At 50.2% G+C, this 18517-nt stretch carries 23 protein-coding genes; 3 read left to right on the top strand and 20 right to left on the bottom strand.

Annotated features, from left to right (window positions below; genetic code table 11):
- Positions 1-5 precede the first annotated feature (5 nt).
- A complete protein-coding gene (locus BLU57_RS09085) occupies positions 6-1244 on the top strand; it encodes an EAL and HDOD domain-containing protein (protein WP_090319627.1) in 1239 nt (412 codons plus the stop codon).
- A 19-nt stretch (positions 1245-1263) separates the two neighbouring features.
- Here BLU57_RS09085 and BLU57_RS09080 read toward each other — a convergent pair whose 3' ends face one another.
- From BLU57_RS09080 to bioB, 15 genes are all read right to left on the bottom strand, one after another.
- Positions 1264-1713, bottom strand: a complete 450-nt coding sequence (locus BLU57_RS09080; RefSeq protein WP_090319519.1) for a DUF6174 domain-containing protein — start codon at positions 1711-1713, stop codon at positions 1264-1266.
- 15 nt (positions 1714-1728) lie between these two features.
- Positions 1729-2241, bottom strand: coding sequence for a hypothetical protein (locus tag BLU57_RS09075; RefSeq protein WP_090319516.1), 513 nt, complete (start codon positions 2239-2241; stop codon positions 1729-1731).
- The gene (locus BLU57_RS09070; RefSeq protein ID WP_256206150.1) at positions 2234-2674 is read right to left on the bottom strand and encodes a TM2 domain-containing protein; all 441 of its coding nucleotides are present in this window, start codon (positions 2672-2674) and stop codon (positions 2234-2236) included. The genes BLU57_RS09075 and BLU57_RS09070 overlap by 8 nt, the downstream gene beginning before the upstream one ends.
- Positions 2635-2847, bottom strand: coding sequence for a DUF4177 domain-containing protein (locus tag BLU57_RS09065; protein WP_090319510.1), 213 nt, complete (start codon positions 2845-2847; stop codon positions 2635-2637). Before BLU57_RS09065 ends, BLU57_RS09070 begins: the two co-directional genes overlap by 40 nt.
- A 133-nt stretch (positions 2848-2980) precedes the next feature.
- Positions 2981-3562, bottom strand: a complete 582-nt coding sequence (locus BLU57_RS09060; protein WP_090319508.1) for a hypothetical protein — start codon at positions 3560-3562, stop codon at positions 2981-2983.
- A 289-nt stretch (positions 3563-3851) separates the two neighbouring features.
- Positions 3852-4568, bottom strand: coding sequence for a PEP-CTERM sorting domain-containing protein (locus BLU57_RS09055; protein WP_090319505.1), 717 nt, complete (start codon positions 4566-4568; stop codon positions 3852-3854).
- A gap of 346 nt (positions 4569-4914) precedes the next feature.
- Positions 4915-5286 (bottom strand): YidH family protein, encoded by a 372-nt coding sequence (locus tag BLU57_RS09050; RefSeq protein WP_090319502.1) that lies wholly within the window; start codon positions 5284-5286, stop codon positions 4915-4917.
- An 88-nt stretch (positions 5287-5374) separates the two neighbouring features.
- The gene (locus tag BLU57_RS09045; RefSeq protein ID WP_090319499.1) at positions 5375-6013 is read right to left on the bottom strand and encodes a hypothetical protein; all 639 of its coding nucleotides are present in this window, start codon (positions 6011-6013) and stop codon (positions 5375-5377) included.
- 102 nt (positions 6014-6115) lie between these two features.
- Entirely contained in the window at positions 6116-6412 is a 297-nt protein-coding gene (locus BLU57_RS09040) for a DUF3175 domain-containing protein (RefSeq protein ID WP_090319496.1), read from the bottom strand.
- 207 nt (positions 6413-6619) lie between these two features.
- Positions 6620-7303 carry a PEP-CTERM sorting domain-containing protein gene (locus BLU57_RS09035; RefSeq protein ID WP_256334391.1) on the bottom strand — a complete coding sequence of 228 codons (684 nt, stop codon included), beginning with the start codon at positions 7301-7303 and terminating at the stop codon, positions 6620-6622.
- Positions 7304-7599: 296 nt separating this feature from the next.
- Positions 7600-8274 carry a dethiobiotin synthase gene (bioD, locus tag BLU57_RS09030; protein WP_090319491.1) on the bottom strand — a complete coding sequence of 225 codons (675 nt, stop codon included), beginning with the start codon at positions 8272-8274 and terminating at the stop codon, positions 7600-7602.
- A gap of 1 nt (position 8275) precedes the next feature.
- Complete coding sequence (bioC, locus tag BLU57_RS09025; protein ID WP_090319489.1) at positions 8276-9157, bottom strand: malonyl-ACP O-methyltransferase BioC; 882 nt, start codon at positions 9155-9157, stop codon at positions 8276-8278.
- Complete coding sequence (gene bioH, locus BLU57_RS09020; protein WP_090319486.1) at positions 9135-9905, bottom strand: pimeloyl-ACP methyl ester esterase BioH; 771 nt, start codon at positions 9903-9905, stop codon at positions 9135-9137. The genes bioC and bioH overlap by 23 nt, the downstream gene beginning before the upstream one ends.
- Positions 9902-11071, bottom strand: coding sequence for an 8-amino-7-oxononanoate synthase (bioF, locus tag BLU57_RS09015; protein ID WP_090319483.1), 1170 nt, complete (start codon positions 11069-11071; stop codon positions 9902-9904). The genes bioH and bioF overlap by 4 nt, the downstream gene beginning before the upstream one ends.
- Positions 11072-12028: a biotin synthase BioB gene (bioB, locus tag BLU57_RS09010; RefSeq protein ID WP_256206158.1), complete on the bottom strand. Its 957-nt coding sequence runs from the start codon at positions 12026-12028 to the stop codon at positions 11072-11074.
- Between the two features lie 181 nt (positions 12029-12209).
- Between bioB and BLU57_RS09005 the strand changes: the two genes are divergently transcribed.
- Entirely contained in the window at positions 12210-12884 is a 675-nt protein-coding gene (locus BLU57_RS09005) for a ComF family protein (RefSeq protein WP_090319477.1), read from the top strand.
- A gap of 45 nt (positions 12885-12929) precedes the next feature.
- Complete coding sequence (gene trmL, locus BLU57_RS09000) at positions 12930-13394, top strand: tRNA (uridine(34)/cytosine(34)/5-carboxymethylaminomethyluridine(34)-2'-O)-methyltransferase TrmL (protein WP_090319474.1); 465 nt, start codon at positions 12930-12932, stop codon at positions 13392-13394.
- A 7-nt stretch (positions 13395-13401) separates the two neighbouring features.
- On the opposite strand, the gene pilQ is transcribed toward trmL, so the two are convergent.
- From pilQ to BLU57_RS08975, 5 genes are read right to left on the bottom strand one after another with little or no spacing between them, the layout of a single operon-like run.
- Positions 13402-15501 carry a type IV pilus secretin PilQ gene (gene pilQ / locus BLU57_RS08995; protein ID WP_256206148.1) on the bottom strand — a complete coding sequence of 700 codons (2100 nt, stop codon included), beginning with the start codon at positions 15499-15501 and terminating at the stop codon, positions 13402-13404.
- A gap of 28 nt (positions 15502-15529) precedes the next feature.
- Positions 15530-16054 carry a pilus assembly protein PilP gene (locus tag BLU57_RS08990; protein WP_371113158.1) on the bottom strand — a complete coding sequence of 175 codons (525 nt, stop codon included), beginning with the start codon at positions 16052-16054 and terminating at the stop codon, positions 15530-15532.
- Entirely contained in the window at positions 16051-16665 is a 615-nt protein-coding gene (locus BLU57_RS08985) for a type IV pilus inner membrane component PilO (protein ID WP_090319471.1), read from the bottom strand. Before BLU57_RS08985 ends, BLU57_RS08990 begins: the two co-directional genes overlap by 4 nt.
- Positions 16666-16674: 9 nt before the next feature.
- Positions 16675-17265, bottom strand: a complete 591-nt coding sequence (locus BLU57_RS08980; RefSeq protein ID WP_090319469.1) for a PilN domain-containing protein — start codon at positions 17263-17265, stop codon at positions 16675-16677.
- Positions 17262-18365: a pilus assembly protein PilM gene (locus BLU57_RS08975; protein WP_090319466.1), complete on the bottom strand. Its 1104-nt coding sequence runs from the start codon at positions 18363-18365 to the stop codon at positions 17262-17264. Before BLU57_RS08975 ends, BLU57_RS08980 begins: the two co-directional genes overlap by 4 nt.
- Positions 18366-18517 lie beyond the last annotated feature (152 nt).

The raw sequence follows: 18517 nt of genomic DNA, 5'->3' as shown, positions 1-18517 counted from the left end.
AATCAATGGAAAGTTATTTTCTTGGCCGGCAACCTATTCTGGATCGCAATCAGAACTTAGTCGCGTACGAGTTGCTGTTCCGGCAGGAGGAAACCCAGGAAGCAGCCAAAGTCACCGACGATTTATCCGCGTCGGCCAACGTGATCGTCAACGCTTATGGCCGTTTCGGCATTCAGAATGTGCTCGGGCAGCAGCGCGGTTTTATCAATGCGGATCTCGATCTGATCATGAGCGACATCATCAGCCTGTTGCCGAGCAAGCATGTGGTGCTGGAAGTCAGGGTACCGGAACAGATCACGGTGGAATTTCTACAGCAATGCAACGACTTGAAACAAAAAGGCTATCAATTCGCGCTGGATAATATCGTCGCCATCGACAGCAAAATCGAGCAATTACTGCCGATCGTCAGCGTCGTCAAAGTCGATGTGCTGGCGCTTGGAGCGGATGAACTGGAAAAACTGGTCACCGCATTGAAACGCTGGCCGGTTTTGCTGCTGGCGCTGAAAGTGGAAAGCCGGGAGCAGGAAATACGCTGTAAGCAATTGGGATTCCAGATGTTTCAGGGCTACTATTTCGCCAAACCTGAAGTGATGTCGGTCAAACGCACGGACCCAGGGAAATTGTCGCTGCTTCGATTATTGACTTTGGTGACGGATAATCTCGATCACGAAGAAATTGAAAAGGAATTCAAACGCCAGCCGGGACTCAGTTATAACCTGATGCGCATGGTCAATTCCGTGGCGGGCGATTTGCCGCGCAAAATCAATTCCATCAAGCACGCCATCACATTAATGGGACGCGAGCAATTGCTGAAATGGATACAACTGCTGCTGTACACCACAGGCAAGTCGGAAGATGGCATTCCCAGCGCGCGCATGCAAACAGCGGTGGAGCGCGGCAAATTGATGGAATTGATCGCAGCCGTGGAGCGCCCGCACGATAAAAATCACCATGAACGCGCCTTTATTGTCGGCATTTTGTCGCTGCTGGACGAATTACTCGGCATCGAAATTCAGCAGATTGTCAACAAACTGGGTATTTCCGACGATATGTGCCTGGCTTTGATGAAACGCGAAGGACGTTTGGGCCAAGCATTGAAATTGGTCGAAGCGGACGAACAGGGCAACGGCGTTGCAATTCAATCCATACTCGCCGGATTGGGTTTCCTGAGTCTCGATGAATTCACCGGCATTAAAATACAAGCCAGCGGCTGGGCCAATCAAACCGGCGACATCGCCAACTAGAATAGGATAGATCTTGCGGTTAAGGCAACCGTTCAAACGCCGACACCGCTAACCCCAGCTCGTCGTCCGCGGCCTTTTTGATGCGGTCGATATTGATCCGGGTTGGAAAGCCATAGCTCGGATGATAAGCCGCCGCGATTTGATCCGCCGTGCCGTTCAAGCTCGCTTGCAGTTCCGAGAACAGCCGGTCGATGGTTGCGAAACGGGAAAAATAAGCATAGTCGGCATCTGCCGCCGTAATCGTCCTGCCCGTGTTATCTGTCATCGCGGCAACTTGGCCGTTCAGTACCTCGATCTGCAACGGCATACGTTTCCTGAAGGTGCAAAAACAAATCATATTCAGCTCGAAGCGGTAGTGCGTGATATTCGCTTCCCGCCATTTCTTCTGGTGACGATCTAAGTCGCTGCGCATGGGCGACACGCAAGCCATCAGCAGCAAAATTGACATGAGCAGAAGCGTTTTTTTCATGTGGCGCGAAATTCCCTAATCATCCATTTTTTCGGATCCGCCGACCGGCGCATCCAACTGGATTTCCGGTTCGGTCACGGGCGTAGCTGAAAATTTGATTGGCAGCTCGCTGTAGTTCACCGGTGTAATGAACACTTCCATATAAACCGGGGTGGCGAGAAATTCGGCATAAAAAGTATTGGCATAGCCGCCGGATGCCGTGGTAAAACCGAATCCATGCGGCGTGATCTGTCCCTGCGCGTCGATACGGATCAGATTATCCAGCGTAAACGGTTCGTTTCCCGGAATCGATTTACCGGTAGGATGCAAACCGGTAATGCGTTCACCATTGCGGTGTCCGGCAATACTGAGAATTGGATAGAAGCCTTGCGCATCGGCAGTTTCGGCGGTCGTGAGTGTTCCTCGGGCGACAACGCTGCCGCTTGTATAACGCCAATTCCATATTTTCTCGGCGCTGGCATTGTGCGCGCATACCAGCAGTAGCGTGACAACAGCGCCTGATAGAATCTGATTCGTTAATTTATTCATCCTGGCTCACCGCATGATAGATTTTTTCCATGGCTTCATTATTGTAGTCCTGAACCACGCTTTGCGAATTAAACAGATCTCTCAGTTCAACCACCGTGATCGCAATAATCAGCAGCAATCCGGTACCGGCAAGACCGATGAAGAGCATGATTGTTCCGGTAATAAATAGGCATAGATTGATCGTGCCACGCAGCGCTTTTCCCAGATAGAAATGATGCAGACCGGCGATAAAAAGATAATTCAGCACCGCGTAAGTATCCGGATCTTTCAGTTCTTGTTCGGCTTGTTTGAAAAATTGCAGCCGTTTGTCATCCGGCAATGCACGCACAAGTTGCCTGATGCGTTCTTCGTCTTCCCGGATGGCTTCCTGGCTTTTCATGGGCGTGGCAATGCTTAACGCGCCAGCGTGATGATCACCGCTTCCCGTTTCCAAAACAGCAAAAACCGCTTCTGCTCGACAAACTGGAACACCAACGTCCAGCCATCCGCGGCTTCCCTGTTCAGCGTCATTTCCAGCCGCTTGATCGGAATACCCGACGCGCCCAGGAAAATCGTTCCCAGTCCGCCTTCCGTCACGTATAGCACTTTGTATTCTTTGTAAGCCATGGTTGAGTCCCTGTTGATTTCACCGGAATGCGGGATTGTTTAAATCAGCGGCCTAGTTTACTGCAACTCGATAAATGGTTGTCATGCCGTGCAATCAAAAAAAGCCTATCGCAGGAAGCACGGAATGAGCGCTTTACACCGCCAGAACACGCCTGCGATAAGAGATCATCACGAGTAAGAATACGCACATGACGGCCATGACGGCTGGAAATAGCAGGGTTGTCACCGAAAGATTTTCCAGCGCCAGCATCACCAGTACATTACGCAGCGTAAATAATGCAAAAAATTGCAGTGATTCCGAGTACGGGAACTGATAGGCTTTTCTGACCGTGGGCCCGAATCCGATCACATCGATTGCTGTCAGCAGCACCACCGCCCACACCGGGTCGGATGTCCAGTACCATAGCGGCAACGAAGACAATGCTGCGATAAAAAATACCCAGTCGGCTCGAGTGACCGTTACATCGGCACGCTTCAAGTAGGCCAGATAGGCAATGCCGATGGTAATTCCAGCTGAAACACCGATCGGCCACGTACCCGCACCGCCCTTGTCCTGCAATTGCGCCACAAAAATCAGCAACGTCGTCGCACCCCAGATCACCCAGGAAAAAATATGCGGTTTGATCGAGCCCCGGAAAATTTCCCGGATGTATGGAATGAACGCGGCCAAAGTGACTGCGATGGCGAGGAGACTGAGCGCTTCTTTGTAAAACATATGCTTTTGTGATGAGCCGAGAAAAACAGAATCACATATGAGTTCATTGCTTTTGATTGGTTCAGTCTGGAACAAAATATTCTTGATGCATTTGATACATCACGAAAAACAAAGAGAATCAGCTATTTTGGGTCACCCGATCAGGGTGTTTTTGTGGTTGCAACTGCCGGTATTGCTGTTGGGATGGTTCCGGTTTTTGTTGGCTTTAATTGGTTTTAAGCGCATCCGACGAAATGGGCGAACCTTGGATGGATGCCACCGGATATATCTAGCGGCATCCTATTGAAAATTAAACTACTTGATTTTTACGGCGAACCATAAATCCCAACAGACCCAGACCTGCTAACAACATGCCATAGGTTGCGGGTTCAGGTACGGGACTCACCGTACCGCCAATAAAGAAAGTGCCGGTGCTGTTATAAGCCGCATCGATCGCAGCCACTGCTGCCGCATTGAGCGTAATGGATACGATACTGCCGTTACTTGATGAATCCACTGAAATCGAACCGTAAGAATTACCGGATGCCAAATCATTAAAAATTCCAAGACCGCTATCGGTTAGTGGATTACCGGAAACATCGAACAGGGTGTACAACAATGCAGCCGATTGGCTCAAGAAACCGCCATTCGCGCCACCGTTTTCTCCAACCGCCGGTTGATACAAATTCAATACAGCACTAGTGGTTCCAATAGCGCGATGCACGTCGAATGCGAAATAGTTATTCGCAAACCTGTCGCTTCCAAAACACGAATCGGATGAACCGCAGGTACCCGCGATATAGTTTCCTGTCGCGCCGCCAAAATTGTTGGTACCCAATTCGTCAACCCAGCCGCGATTGGTTGCCGTATACGTTGTGCTGCCGTTCAGCACCAACTGCGCGCTGCCTGCACTAGCACCTGTCCAGGCAAAAGTATGGTCACTTAAACCGGCCGATGCAACCGATGGCAGTACCGCCAATCCTAGAATGCATGCCACTGTGCTAACTAATTTATTATTTTTGATCATTTTCTTTCCTTTCAAGACTAGAATTATCTAGAAAATCACTTATAAAATTATTTTTAACCTATTTCGCACAGGAATAGTAATTTGCTGTAAATATTTAAACCATAGGGCAGCGCTACTTTTTTTATAAGCAAGTTGTACTATTTTTGGGGGTGTCTAATCGATCTATGTTCGCTGAGAACTCCCTTAGAAATCGGAGAAATACTGGCCTGCACCAGCTGAACAACGGGGGCGGGTTACCCCTTCAGGTTCCTTGTGTAACGACAGTGAATTATATGCTTTTCTTGTAAAAGCACTGCTTTTGGAATCGCCAGACCCGAAACGGCATCTTTGTTCCCCAGTGGCTACATCAAAAGCGCCCGATGTAAAGCACGACAATGAGTCCAAGAGCCAAGATAGCCACAGCGACGTTCACCAGCATGCCCCAGCGGATTCCGTATCCCTCGGGAAATTCCGCCGGATTCAGGGTCTTCAGGAATACCGCATACTGACGGGATGAATAAATGGCGGATACCGCGCCGAGCAAGATGAAAGCAAATCCCAGCCAGAATGTCAGCACCATACCGGAAGCATGCACATGATCCGGCGCCAGGGCGCTCAATAGCAGGCCGGCACGCTCAACCAAAAAACCGAAAGCGATCAAAGCAAGGCTGGTACGGTTCCAGGCCAGCAGCGTGCGTTCCGCTGCGAAGAGCACCCGGGGATCCTTGAGGCCTGACATACGTTCTCCTAAGCGTGTACTGAATCGGGTTAACGAAATAATGCCCTATGAAAAGTCAGCGGTCTCTGCGCGTTGATGCGATAGATTTCTACTCCCAAATCACCATCTTAAAGCGTTCCTTGACGATACCGAAGTAATGGCATTTCCAATCGCTTTGCGCGAAGAAATCGAGGTGGTGCCATTGATCTTTCTGTTTCAGAATGCTGGCAGCGGCATCGTCCCAATCCGTGGCGGCCAATTTAACTTCCAGCTGCTGTTTACGTTCAGCCACTTCCGCGTAATCAAAACCGTCGTATTCCCAGTGCAGCACCTCAAACACATTGCCCGCGCGATCGGCATAGTCCATACTGAAATCCAGTCCCCACTTGGGGCGCATGCGGATGATTTTATAGATCAGCGGATTGGCTTGCGCCCAGCATTCGAGCTGCTCCAGCGCTTCACCGCAGTACCCTTTGCGCTCGAATAACAAACTGTGGTTAAGCACCGCGCCTTCCACCCGTTCCGGCTGTGTAAACCAAGGCGTCTTGATCGCATGCCGGTGTTCCCGGTGCGCGTGGGCGGTCGCCAGGTTAGCCTCGGCATAACGTTGCTCCAAATCGGTCAAGTCGTAGCCATTCTGATCGAACAGCGCCAGCTCATGGACTGCAGGCGGATTCAAACTTTCCAGCGGCCGATCCCAGAAACCTTTGGGGTTGAATTGATTGTCGGTTAAGTTGAGGTAACTCATAGGTAAAAAGGCTATCGGATTAACAAATGATGGCGAAAAGAAATTGCAGATTGTGACAGGCTGAATCAAAAAAAGCTACGTAGCCGCCGCCGGGGCGGCGAACTAACCGCCGTGACGCGGCTTTCCATACAACACGCGCAGCTCATCCTTGGCTTTTTCCAGCACCTCACGTTGCTGCACAGGCAAATGCTTCCCCGCCCGGTTGATATAGAAATTGAGCATAGCCATCGCCGACGCAAATGGTTCCGCCTTGCGTCGCAAGCTGTTGTCAGCAGAATGCTTCAGCGACAATGCGATTTTGAGCGGATCACCCCAGGTAAAAACATCCTGTTCGAGATCCAAAGCATTACTGTTTCCGGTAACTTGCTGAGACCAATTGCGCGGGGTATTTTGCGGCATAAATCATCACCCGGTGTTAGACAAAAATCACGAAATGCAGCCAAGCACGCATTCATAATCAGCGGCACTTGTTGCACGCCGCATCAAAACTGCAGCGACAGTGACTAAGCTTGATTCCAGAAAAATATACACGAACAGATCGAACAGCTACTAGTAAAAAATAACCCCGTTACTTGGAACGGGGTTATCTCTGTTAAAAATAATTAATTAGACATTTTGTTTTCTACGGCGCGCGCAGAAACCAACCAGTCCAAGCCCGGCCAGGAACATTGCATAAATTTCCGGTTCAGGCACGGCTGCTATCGTATTGGAAAATGAGAAACTCAAATCGTTGTAGTCAAAAGGCCCATTGTACAAATCTTCAAAACTGACCAATGTGGTGTTCGGAAGCCAGTCGGATTGAACACGCGCATGTTCGTGGCTATCCGGATTGCGGCTTGCATCACCGGTAAAAAAATCATGGCCAGTATCGTTGACGTGCATGCGGAACATGAGTTCGGTTCCGGCAGCAAAGGTTCCCAAGCTTACCGAGGTACCAACCGGTGTAGCGTGGTTATTAAAAATAAAAGTAGAACCCAAGTAAAGATCATTGCTGAATGAAGCGGAATTTCCTTCGTAAGTTGCGATGATTTCCCCACCAGTCGCAATTACTTTAAGACCCTCGCTACCTGGTGCGGCGATTGGAAAAGCATACGCAGATAAGCTGACTCCCCCGCTAACAATCAGAGCAGCAACTAGTCGCATCACTGAATGAGTAAATGTGTATAACATAAAATATTCCTTTTTTATTATTGATCGAACCAATCCAGAAGCCCTTGGCAACAGCATTGGCATTAGAATTTGAGTATAGAACACCGGAAAAAGTGAATTGCTCCATGTATCTTGTTCCAAATGCACTACTGATTCAAAAAGTAAGGGCATTTATCTGATACTCCTGCTGCAGCGAAACGGTCAAAATCTATTGAACAGACCGCAAGCGGCTATTAAGTATTCTCCGTTTTTACGATTGAATCAAGTACCGGTCAGAAAAATTATTTTTTAAGCAATCATTGGCTTAAAGCAACACTGAATAATTTGGCAAATAAGATGAGGTACAAAACGAATGGTGAGAAGGCAAATGAGATCTATCATTGTGATAGGTAATTTTTTCAGCACCACATGATGCAGCAGATCGCTTACGTAGACTATTATTCAGTGCTTCCTAGCGCTTTAAGACAGTCAAAAAACTGAATTTTTTCCGGATAGCCGTTTTTGGTAAACGGTATTATTCCCAGCAATGGACAATCCAGTCCCTGTTCCAATGTCGCCACATTTTCCGCTGCGGCCAGCATCTGCGAATCGATGCCATTCGCCACCCAGCCCGCCAACGGCAAACCGGAAATGCGGATCGCTTGCGCAGTCAGTAAAGCATGATTCAAGCAACCAAGCCGCATACCCACCACCAAAATCACCGGAAGATTTAATGCGCATACGAGATCCGCGCCGTTCTGCGTTTGATTGACCGGCACCAAAAATCCACCCGCACCTTCGACGATGACGATATCCGCCTGATTGCTGAGTGTTTGGTGAGCACGTTGAATGACGGTGAGATCGATTTCGATCCCGGCTTGTTGCGCGGCGATATGCGGTGAGATGGGGGGATCAAAAGCGTAGGGATTGACGTATTCGCGCGCGGCGCTGATATTGCTGGCGGCGATCAGTTGTTCGACATCCGGCCATTTTCCGTTTTCACTGCCCGCCACCACCGGCTTCATGCCGATGACTCTTTTCCCTTGCGCGGCAAACGCACGCAGCAACGCGCAACTGACAGTAGTTTTACCAACACCGGTATCGGTACCGGTAACGAAGTAACTTCGCGCCATATTAAGGCGGTAAACCCAATTGCCGGCGCGTTTCCGGCGTCAGCATTGAGCGTGGATCGAACGGCTTCCAAGCGTGGCCGTACACCACCTCAAAGGTGGCGGGCAGTTTGCCATCGCGGCGCAGTTTTTCGTATTCGCCGATGACTTGCTGCCATTTATTTTTCCCCATCAATCCCTGCTGCCTGCCCTGCAATACGTTGTGCGCACCGATGGCTTTGAGGTCGCGCATCACGCTGATGACGTCGTCGTACGTCAAGGTGATATATTCCATGTCCATCACCGGGGTGGAGAAGCGGTTGTTAACCAGCAGATCGCCAATGTCGTGCATGTCGGCAAAGCGGTTGACGTGATTATAGCCGTCAATTTTCGCAAACGCCTGACGCAGTTCTTTCAAGGTATCCGGACCGAAGGTGCTGAACATCAGCAATCCATCGGCGCACAGAATGCGGTGCATTTCGGCAAAGGTGCGATCCAGGTCGTTGCACCATTGCAGTGCAAGGTTCGACCAGATCAATCCGACACTTGCATTCTTGAACGGCAATTGCTCGATATCGCCGCAGACATAGTCGCTGCGTTGTTGCTGCAACGGCAGCAAGCGCTGCCACCAGGCGGTATTGGGCCGCGCATGCGATAGCATTGCCCAGGCGATATCGACTGCGATCAATTGGCTGTTCGGATAGCGTTTGGCCAGCTGCTGGCTGCCGTAGCCGGTGCCGCTACCGGCATCGAGAATCACATCGGGTTTATATTTGATGTACTCCAGCCGCCCCAGCATACGGTTGCTGATTTCGCGTTGCAGCACCGCCGCATGGTCGTAACTGGCCGAAGCGCGTTCAAACGCGGCACGCAGTTGTTTCTTGTCAAGAATTTGTCCGGAATGCATTGAGATGAGCCACAAATTGTTCGGGGTAAGATAAAAATGGCGCGTGGCCGCAGTGCGCAAACATCACCTGCTGCGATTGCGGCAATTGCCGGTGCATCCAATCGGCCGCTGCCGGATGGGTGATCACGTCGTTTTCGCCATGCACGATTAAAACCGGTTGTTTGATGGTTACGATCCGTTCGCGTAAATCGCTGTGCTGCAAAATCCGCAAGCCTTTTTCCAATGCATCGGGATCGGGTTCGCCACGCAGAAAAAAGTGCTTGCGCAATTGCGGCAGAATTTTGCTCGCATCGCGGTCGCCGCTCATTTGCAGTGTCAAGAAACGATTGATCGTCGTGGCGTAATTGAGTTTCAAGTTTTCCAGAAACAATTGCAGCAATTTGTGCTCCATGCCCGATTCCCAATCACCACGTTTGGCAAAACATGGGGTCGTGGCAATCAGTGCCAGTTTTTCAATTCGTTGCGGTTCACGCAAAGCCAGTTCCATCGCAACCTGTCCGCCGAGCGACCAGCCACCCAGCATGCAACGCTCGGGTAGAATCTCAGCAACGATCTCAACCAAATGATCGAGTGTTCCCGGTTCACTCGCAGGACTCAAGCCATGCCCGGGCAAATCGACCAGATGCACATGAAACTGTTGTGCCAATAAATCGCGCACGCTGCCCCAAATGCCGCTGTGCATGGCCCAGCCGTGCAGCAGCACGAGATCAGGGCCTTGCCCAAAGGTTTCAATGTGTAATGATGTCATGCCGATGCCAATTCGTGCAAAGCATCGGTAAGGCGTTGCACATCTTCCGGCCAGTGGGCGGCGGATAATGAAATACGCAGCCGCGCCGCGCCTTGCGGCACCGTGGGCGGACGAATGGCCGGTACTAAAATACCGTGTTCGCGTAATGCCTGGCTGATGCGTACGGCTTCAGCGCTGTCACCGGTCAACAAGGGTTGAATCGGCGTATTGGACGGCAGCAGCTTCCACGGCAATGACCGCACGCCTTGTTTCAGTTGCGCAATATTACGTTGCAGCGCCTCGCGCCGCCATTCATCCTGTTCGATCAATCGCACACTGGTCAACAATGCGTACGCCAGCAACGACGGTGTGGCGGTGGTGTAGATATAGCTGCGCGCGGACTGAATCAAGGTTTCGATCACTTCCGGCTGCGCCGCGACGAATGCGCCAGATACACCGGCCGCTTTGCCAAGCGTCGCCATGTAGACGAGATTCGGCGAATGAGAATGGGAATGTGTATTCTCCGGCAAAAATAAGCTGCCGCGCCCCTGCTCGCCCAAAACGCCAAAACCATGAGCATCATCCAATAACAGCCATGCATGGTAGCGTTCGCACAATGCGATCAATCGCCGGATCGGCGCGATATCACCTTCCATACTGAACACTGCGTCGGAAATGACCAGCTTGCGCCGCGCTTGGACTGTGGCCAGACGTTGTTCCAGCGCTGCCAGATCACAATGTGGATAGCGAATGAATTGCGCGCGCGACAGTAAAGCCGCGTCGTTTAGCGAGGCATGGTTCAGTTTGTCGGCGAAAATCGCATCTTCGCGCCCGGCTAACGCCGTGACCATGCCGATATTGGCCATATAGCCGGTGGAAAACAGCAAGGCTTGCGGGAATCCGGCAAATGCCGCCAGCGCTGTTTCGAGATCATGATGCGCGGCGCTATGACCGTTGACCAAGTGTGAGGCACCTGCGCCAACGCCGTAGCGCCGGGCGCCGTCACATGCTGATGCGATCAATTCCGGGTGATTGGCAAGTCCCAGGTAATCGTTGCTGCTGAATGCCAGATAATCGCGCCCATCAATCGTGATATGGCTTGCTTGCGGGGAATCGATGATTTGCCGGGTGCGCCGCAGACCTTTTTGTTCGCGTATACGTAGTTGCTCAGCCAGATCCGCAAACATCTACGACAGCGCGTGCAGCCCCAGCTTATCCAATAACATACGGTCGCGATCGGTTTCCGGATTTCCGGTCGTCAACAATTTGTCGCCGTAGAAAATGGAATTGGCACCAGCCAGGAAGCACAGCGCTTGAATCGCATCGGACATTTCCTGCCGTCCTGCGGACAACCGCACCATGGCTTTCGGCATGGTGATCCGCGCTGCGGCGATGGTGCGCACGAATTCGAGCGGATCGAGCGCTTCCGTACCGTAGAGAGGCGTGCCCTTGACCTGCACCAGATGATTGATCGGCACCGATTCCGGATACGGATTCAGATTGGCCAATTGCGCAATCAATCCGGCGCGCGAGCGGCGCGTCTCCCCCATGCCGACAATGCCGCCGCAACACACATTAATGCCCGCTTGACGCACTTCCTGCAAGGTATTCAAACGATCCTCATACTGCCGCGTGGTGATGATCTCTTCATAAAATTCCGGTGCGGTATCGAGGTTGTGGTTGTAATAATCCAGACCGGCTTCACCGAGTTGCTGCGCCTGTCCGGGTTTCAATAAACCCAGCGTGGCACAGGTTTCCATACCTAGTGATTTGACCGCACGTACCATTTCGGTCATTTTCTCGATATCGCGCTGTTTCGGGCCGCGCCAGGCAGCTCCCATACAAAAGCGCGACGCGCCTTTGGCTTTGGCGGCAGAGGCGGCAGAGACCACTTCGTCCAGCGACAGCAGATCCTGATTCTCAACGCCGGTGTGATAGCGCGCGGCTTGCGGACAGTAACCGCAATCTTCCGGACAGCCGCCGGTTTTTACGGAAATCAGTGTCGATAATTGCACGCCATTGGCATCGTGATATTGCCGGTGCACGCTTTGCGCACGATAGATCAGATCGTTAAACGGCGCATTCAGCAATGATTCAATATCCGCCACGCTCCAATGTACGGAGTCTTGCGATTTTCCGGTCATCCCGCCCAGATCGTTTTGTGTTTCGTTGCTTGTCAGTGAATCCAAGTTCATATCAATTTACCTATTGTGCTGTTTAAATGCTGCAGCGATCGCGCCCATTGCCGATAGCCTTAGGAACCCAGTATTGTATTCATGCGAGTTATTTTACCACCGCCGATTTTTAAACAACGGATTAAATGCGATGCCGACCTGGATCCGGAAAAATTGTTTGCTATGCGGCGCCGCCAGCGCTCAGGATTTCTGCGTAGCGTGTTACCACGATTTACCGCAATTGCCTGATCACCATTGCCCTGTTTGCCTGTGGCCGGTACCAACAGGGGAAATCTGCGGCGCTTGCTTGAAAAAGCCGCCCGCATTCACGCGCACGATTGCCGCAATGCGCTATACTTTTCCTGCCGATGCACTAATTCATGCATTAAAATATCAGGCCAATCTGGCGATCGCACCGGTTCTTGCCCATCTGTTCATCGCCCGGCTAGAAGCGGTAGAAACGATGCCTGATGTCATCGTGCCGATGCCGCTTCACCCGATCCGGTTACGCGAGCGAGGCTTTAACCAAGCGATGGAAATCGCCCGTTACATTGCCAAGCAAACCAGCATTACCCTGTTACCGGACGATTGCAGCCGTATCAAGCATACGCTGCCGCAAGCCGGGTTGCCGTGGAAAGAGCGGCCAAAAAATATCCGCAAAGCTTTTAGCTGTACAATGGATTTATCCGGCAAGCATGTGGCGGTGGTTGACGATGTCATGACAACCGGCGCGACGCTCAACGAACTGGCCAAAGTATTGCAACGGCAAGGCGCGGCTGAAATCAGTAATTGGGTGATTGCCAGAGCCTTGCCGGAAATAAAGTAAACCGGTTCTTTTACTTCACTCTAATCGATACACTCTAATAGCTGTATGTTTCATATCGTTTTGCATCAACCTGAAATCCCGCCCAATACGGGTAATATCATCCGCTTGTGCGCCAATACCGGCTCACAGCTCCATTTGGTCAAGCCGCTCGGCTTCCCGCTGCAGGATAAACAATTGATTCGCGCCGGTCTGGACTACCATGAATTTGCTTCGATTAAAGTCCATGAAGATTGGACGGAATGCAGTCAGCATTTGCAAGGACAGCGTTTGTTTGCGATCACTACGAAGGGGAAGCCGCGCTACGACTCAATCGCGTATGCCGCCGGGGATGTTTTTTTGTTTGGTTCGGAAAGCTGCGGCTTGCCGGCTCACCTCATGGAAACTATTCCGGAGCAACAACGCATCCGGGTGCCGATGTTAGCAACCAGCCGCAGTCTGAATCTATCCAATGCTGTCGCCATCGTGGTTTATGAAGCATGGCGGCAAATCGGATTTCCGTCGGGACAATAACCGGCAACTACTGAAGATTGAGATTCTCGCTCAAGATGCGCGGCGTCACAAAAATCAGCAATTCACGCTTGTTATCGACTTTAGTGGTATTACGGAAAACGTAACCCAGTACCGGGATATCGCCCAGCATCGGCACTTTGTTAACCACTTCGTTTTCGGTGCGATCAAAAATACCGCCAATCACCACCGTTCCACCGTTTTCTACCAGAACCTTGGTCGTGACCTGTTTGGTATTGATCGGCGGCGGCAGAAACTGGTTGATTGCAGTACCGATCTTGTCCTGATTGACATTGAGTTCCATGTCGATCTGACCATTGTAAGTAATCAGCGGTTTCACTTTCAATCGCAGCGTAGCATCCATAAAACGGATACTGGTGGCACCGCTGCTGGTCGCTTGTTGATACGGCACCCTATCGCCTTGTTCGATAATCGCTTCCACACCATGCGCTGTTACCACACGCGGACTAGCGATAATCCGCCCTTTCTGGTCAGTCTCCAGCGCGGACAGTTCCAAGTTAATGAGCCGGTTATTGTTAATCTTTAACAAACTCAATCCCAATGCAGCGGGGCCTCCCAGCAATCCGGTCGCTGCTGCTGCGGGCAAGTTGACGTTCAGATTACTCCCTCCTCCCGCCGAACTGCCGCCAGCTAAAGCACTCGAATCAGCCAAATTACCGGAAATTCCAAGCCCCTGACTTCCCAAATTGGTTGAATTCTGGATCCCGAAACGGGCTCCCAGATTACGGCTAAATAGATCGGTCGCTTCCACAATACGGGCTTCGATCATGACTTGTCTTTCAAAAATATCCAATTTCTGAATACGTTTCCTGACTTCGTCCAATCGAGCCGGAATATCGGTAACGGTAATCGTATTACTGATTTCGTCCACATTGATCGTGCCGCGTTTGCTGAGCATGCTTTCAAACGACATGGAATTCACCCTGCGGTGATTCAAGCGAAAAATTTCCGAACGCAGCGGTTCCATATCGGCGATTTGCATCTTCGCTTCAACATCGAGCAATTCCCTGTCCGCCATTTCCTTTCGCGGCGCCACAAAAATGACATTGCCGGTCTTACGTTTATCTAGACCTTGCGCCTGCAACACGATGTCGAGCGCATGATCCCACGGAACGTCCTTCAAGCGCAGCGTGAGATTGCCTGCGACGGAATCGCTGGCAATGATATTCAGATTGGTAAAATCAGCGATGACTTGCAGAACCGCGCGCACTTCCACATCCTGGAAATTAAGCGATAATCTTTCTCCGGTATATCCGCCGTTGGCCCGTTGCTTCTTTGCAATTTCTTCTTCATCCTCGCTCAATGCACGGATTTCCAGAACAAACCGGGTACCGGATTGCCGCGCCGAATGTTCCCAGCGTCCGCCGGATTTCACGTGCATCCGGACGTTATTGCCTTTCTTCGATGCTTCGATGGTTTGCACGGGAGTCGCAAAATCGACCACGTCATATCGTCTTTTCAAACTACCGGGCAGCAATGTATCGACAAACTCAACGAAAACGTCATCGCCTTGAGTCTGCACATCAACAGTCGCGCCCAGCTTTGTCATGTCCACTTCAATCCGGCCTTCCCCCTTTGTACCACGGCGGAAATCGATATCCTGCAAACTGTTCATGTGCTGATTGGGCGTCTCTTCGGCAAACCGGATGGCGGTAGCGGTTGCCGGGTTCTCTGGCACGCTCACGAGCCGGACAAAGAGAATGTTTTCTTGTGCACGAATGTCATGCCGCATGAGCCTTGCCAAATTCATCACCAGCCGGGTGCGATCCCCAACTTGCACAATATTGACGCTGCGTAAATCACCTTCGGCAGCTTCTTGCACATTTCTGCCCAAGCCATTGGTGACTTGATGGAAATCGAAATAAATGCGGTGCGGGTTATCCAACGCAACTCCCGTCGGCAGAACGGAAAGCGGTTGATCTAAAGCAAGTTTGACGATGACTTCGCCATTCAGAAAAGTGGAAATATCGATGGAACGGATACTATTGGGCGGTGTTTCCGCAGTTATCGTTTGTTGCGCGAAAATTGCCGTCGCAAAACAAATCAACAGTGCTGCTAATACGATGTTGAGACCATATCTTTTCATCATTATTGGTAGCTTTAGGGTTGTTTTATTTCTAATTTTTCAGCATGAGTGTACTAGTTTTCTCAGCCCATTCATTCGCTCCATCCTGCACAATCTCCAATAGTTTAACTTCTGATTCCGAAATATGGTTAATTTTTCCGAAATTTTGTCCCAAATAATTACCGGCTTTCACACGATACAGTGTGCCATCCGGAGATTTAATCAGGGCGAAAATCATATCATGTTGCTGTAATGTTCCAACCATTAATAAATTTTCCAATGGATAGGATTCCAGAACTTCCTTACGCCTGGTCAAATCAGGTTGAATTCCGCTAGCTACTGCTTGCACTTGTCCATTTTTACGGGGCACGAAGGGGCTGGGAATGTCGAAAGCTTGATAAGTGAAATATTGATGCGGTTTTATTTCGGGAAGCGGATCGATCTGGCCTTTCAAACCTTCACCAGAGCTTTGAATAAAAGCTTCCAAATCACTATAGTCATTTTGACTGCAAGCAGTCATCGCCATCAAAACTATTGCAAGTAATACTAACAGGCATAGGTTTCTTATCATCATCATTTACCCTTAGCTTGCTTTGCGATTTCTTCTTCATCCAAATAACGGTAGGTCTTTGCAACCGCATCCAATACCAATTTTCCATCGGTAGCTGGAGCGATCGCGATGTCATTGAGCGTGACAATTCGCGGCAATCGTGCGATATCGCTGGCAAAAGCGCCAATATCATGATAACCGCCCGTGACCCGGATCGAAACCGGCAGCTCGGCATAAAATGCGTTGATCGTTTCCTTTTCGGCCGGTTTAAATAATTCAAATTGCAATCCCCGCCCCAGACCTGCCTGGTTGATATCGACCAGCAACGCTTCCATCTCGGATTTATCCGGTAGTTGTTTCAACATGGCGCTCAGCGACTGTTCTATTTCTTCTAGCTGTGCGCGTAACGCCGGTAAATTAACCGCGCTTCTTTTTTTAAGAAGATAAGTATTTTTTAATGTTTCTTCCTCAGCTTGGATTTTCTCCAACGTTTCGGTCTGGTCTTGCCACACCAGGAAATGACCGGCTATCACGATAACAATGAATAAAATGACCAGAGCAGCAATTTTAAATGCTACCGGCCAGCTCCCTGCTTGATTGATATCAAGCTGACGCAATTCAATAAGCAAATCATTCATACCTTAGCCTTACGATTTTCCAGCGGGATTGGCTGGTGAATTCTGCACATCGTCAATCGATATCCTTCTGAGTTTGATTCTCATATTGAATTCGTTCTGACGGATGTTATTAACCGTTATCGCCTTAATTTCCACCAATAGTGGCGATTCAAGCCAGGGCGATGATTCGAGATTGCGCATCAGCATGGATACCCAGGCATTGGATTGCGCATATCCCGTGAGCGTAATAATCTGATCATTCTGCTTCACACTTTGCAGGTACACACCATCGGGAAGCAATCTTACCAGTTGATCCAGTAAGTGCACGACTTCAGAGCGGCTATTCTGCAGGGTTTCCACCACCAATTTGCGCGACAGCAGTTCCTGAGTTTGCGTTTTGATATTTCGGATTTCAGCAATTTCTGTATCCAGAACAGCAATCCGGCTTTGCAAAAATTGATTTCGGGCATTTTGATTTTCTATTTCGCCGTCGATCATCGCATAAACACTCCAGACAGCCGCAATCCCCAGAAAACCGGCTACACCGGCCAGAATCGCGATTTGTTGTTGCTGTGCTTTGCGCTTCAGTTCACGGTGAGGTAGCAGGTTGATGCGGATCATGATGGGTCAAAGCTCCGCAATGCCAGACCACAGGCGATCAAAAGAGAAGGTGCATCCTGGTTTAATTGCCGCGAAATGATGCGGCTTGATAACTCCATGTTTGCAAATGGGTTCACAACAAGTGTGCTGACTTGCGTACGTGCAGCAATGATGGCATCCAATCCGGGTATAACAGCACACCCTCCTGCTATAAAAATATAATTCACTTCAGTATATTGCGTTGAAGTGTAAAAGAACTGAATGGCGCGCATCACTTCAATCGCCAGGGTCTCGCAAAATGGTTGCAGTACTTCCGCTTGGTAATTTCCCGGCAAACTCCCGCCGCGCTTAGCAGCCTCCGACTCTTCCAGTGACAGATTAAACTGATTATGAATTTCCTGTGTCAGTTGATCGCCGCCGAAGTGCTGATCGCGCGTATAGAGCGATTCATCATTCAACAGCACATTTACCTTCATGACAGTCGCGCCAATATCAACCAGCGCAATCACTTGATCTTTCCCGCCACCCGGTAATTGACGCAACGTTAATTCAAATGCTGCCTGTGCCGCATAAGGTTCAACGTCCACGATCACTGTCTTCATACCGGCTGCAAGCGCGGCAGCCACACGATCCTCTACTTTTTCCTTGCGCGAAGCCGCAATCAGCACTTCGACTTCTTCCGGATTATCCGGAACGGATCGAGTTACTTGAAAATCCAGGTCCACTTCATCCAATGGAAAAGGAATGTATTGACTGGCTTCATTCTCTACTTGAAAAACCAGGTCTTCCTCGCGTTGCCCTGCTGGCACTACAATTTTTTTGGTAATCACATCCGTCGCGGGCAGTGCGAGCGCCACATTCTTTTGCCGCGTTCCCATCCGCTTCCAGCCGCGCCGCAGGCTTTCGGTCACTGCCTCCATATTGGCAATTCCGCCATCCTGCATGGCGTCAGCCGGCAGGGATTCTATGACATAGCGTTCTATACGGTAAGCTTGATTGTCTTTGCCAATCATCGATAACTCAACCATCTTCACGGATGAGGAACTGATGTCCACTCCGATCAATGGCGGTGACTTCAGCTTTAAGAAGTCTAAATTGATATCAAAATTTCCCTTGAACATTGGCTTGTTAGAAGCGATACTTGCGCATTATAAATTACCCTGTTAAAGCCGAATATAGGTAAACTACTACCCATTATCAAGATAAATCTAGGTTTATTCAGCAGATTAAGAAATTGATGTTGATTCTGACAGAATTCGAAAAATCCTATTCA

The sequence above is a fragment of the Nitrosomonas oligotropha genome, from assembly GCF_900106555.1.
GTDB classification, from domain to species: domain Bacteria; phylum Pseudomonadota; class Gammaproteobacteria; order Burkholderiales; family Nitrosomonadaceae; genus Nitrosomonas; species Nitrosomonas oligotropha_A.
This window is presented reverse-complemented; position numbering and strand designations above follow the sequence as displayed.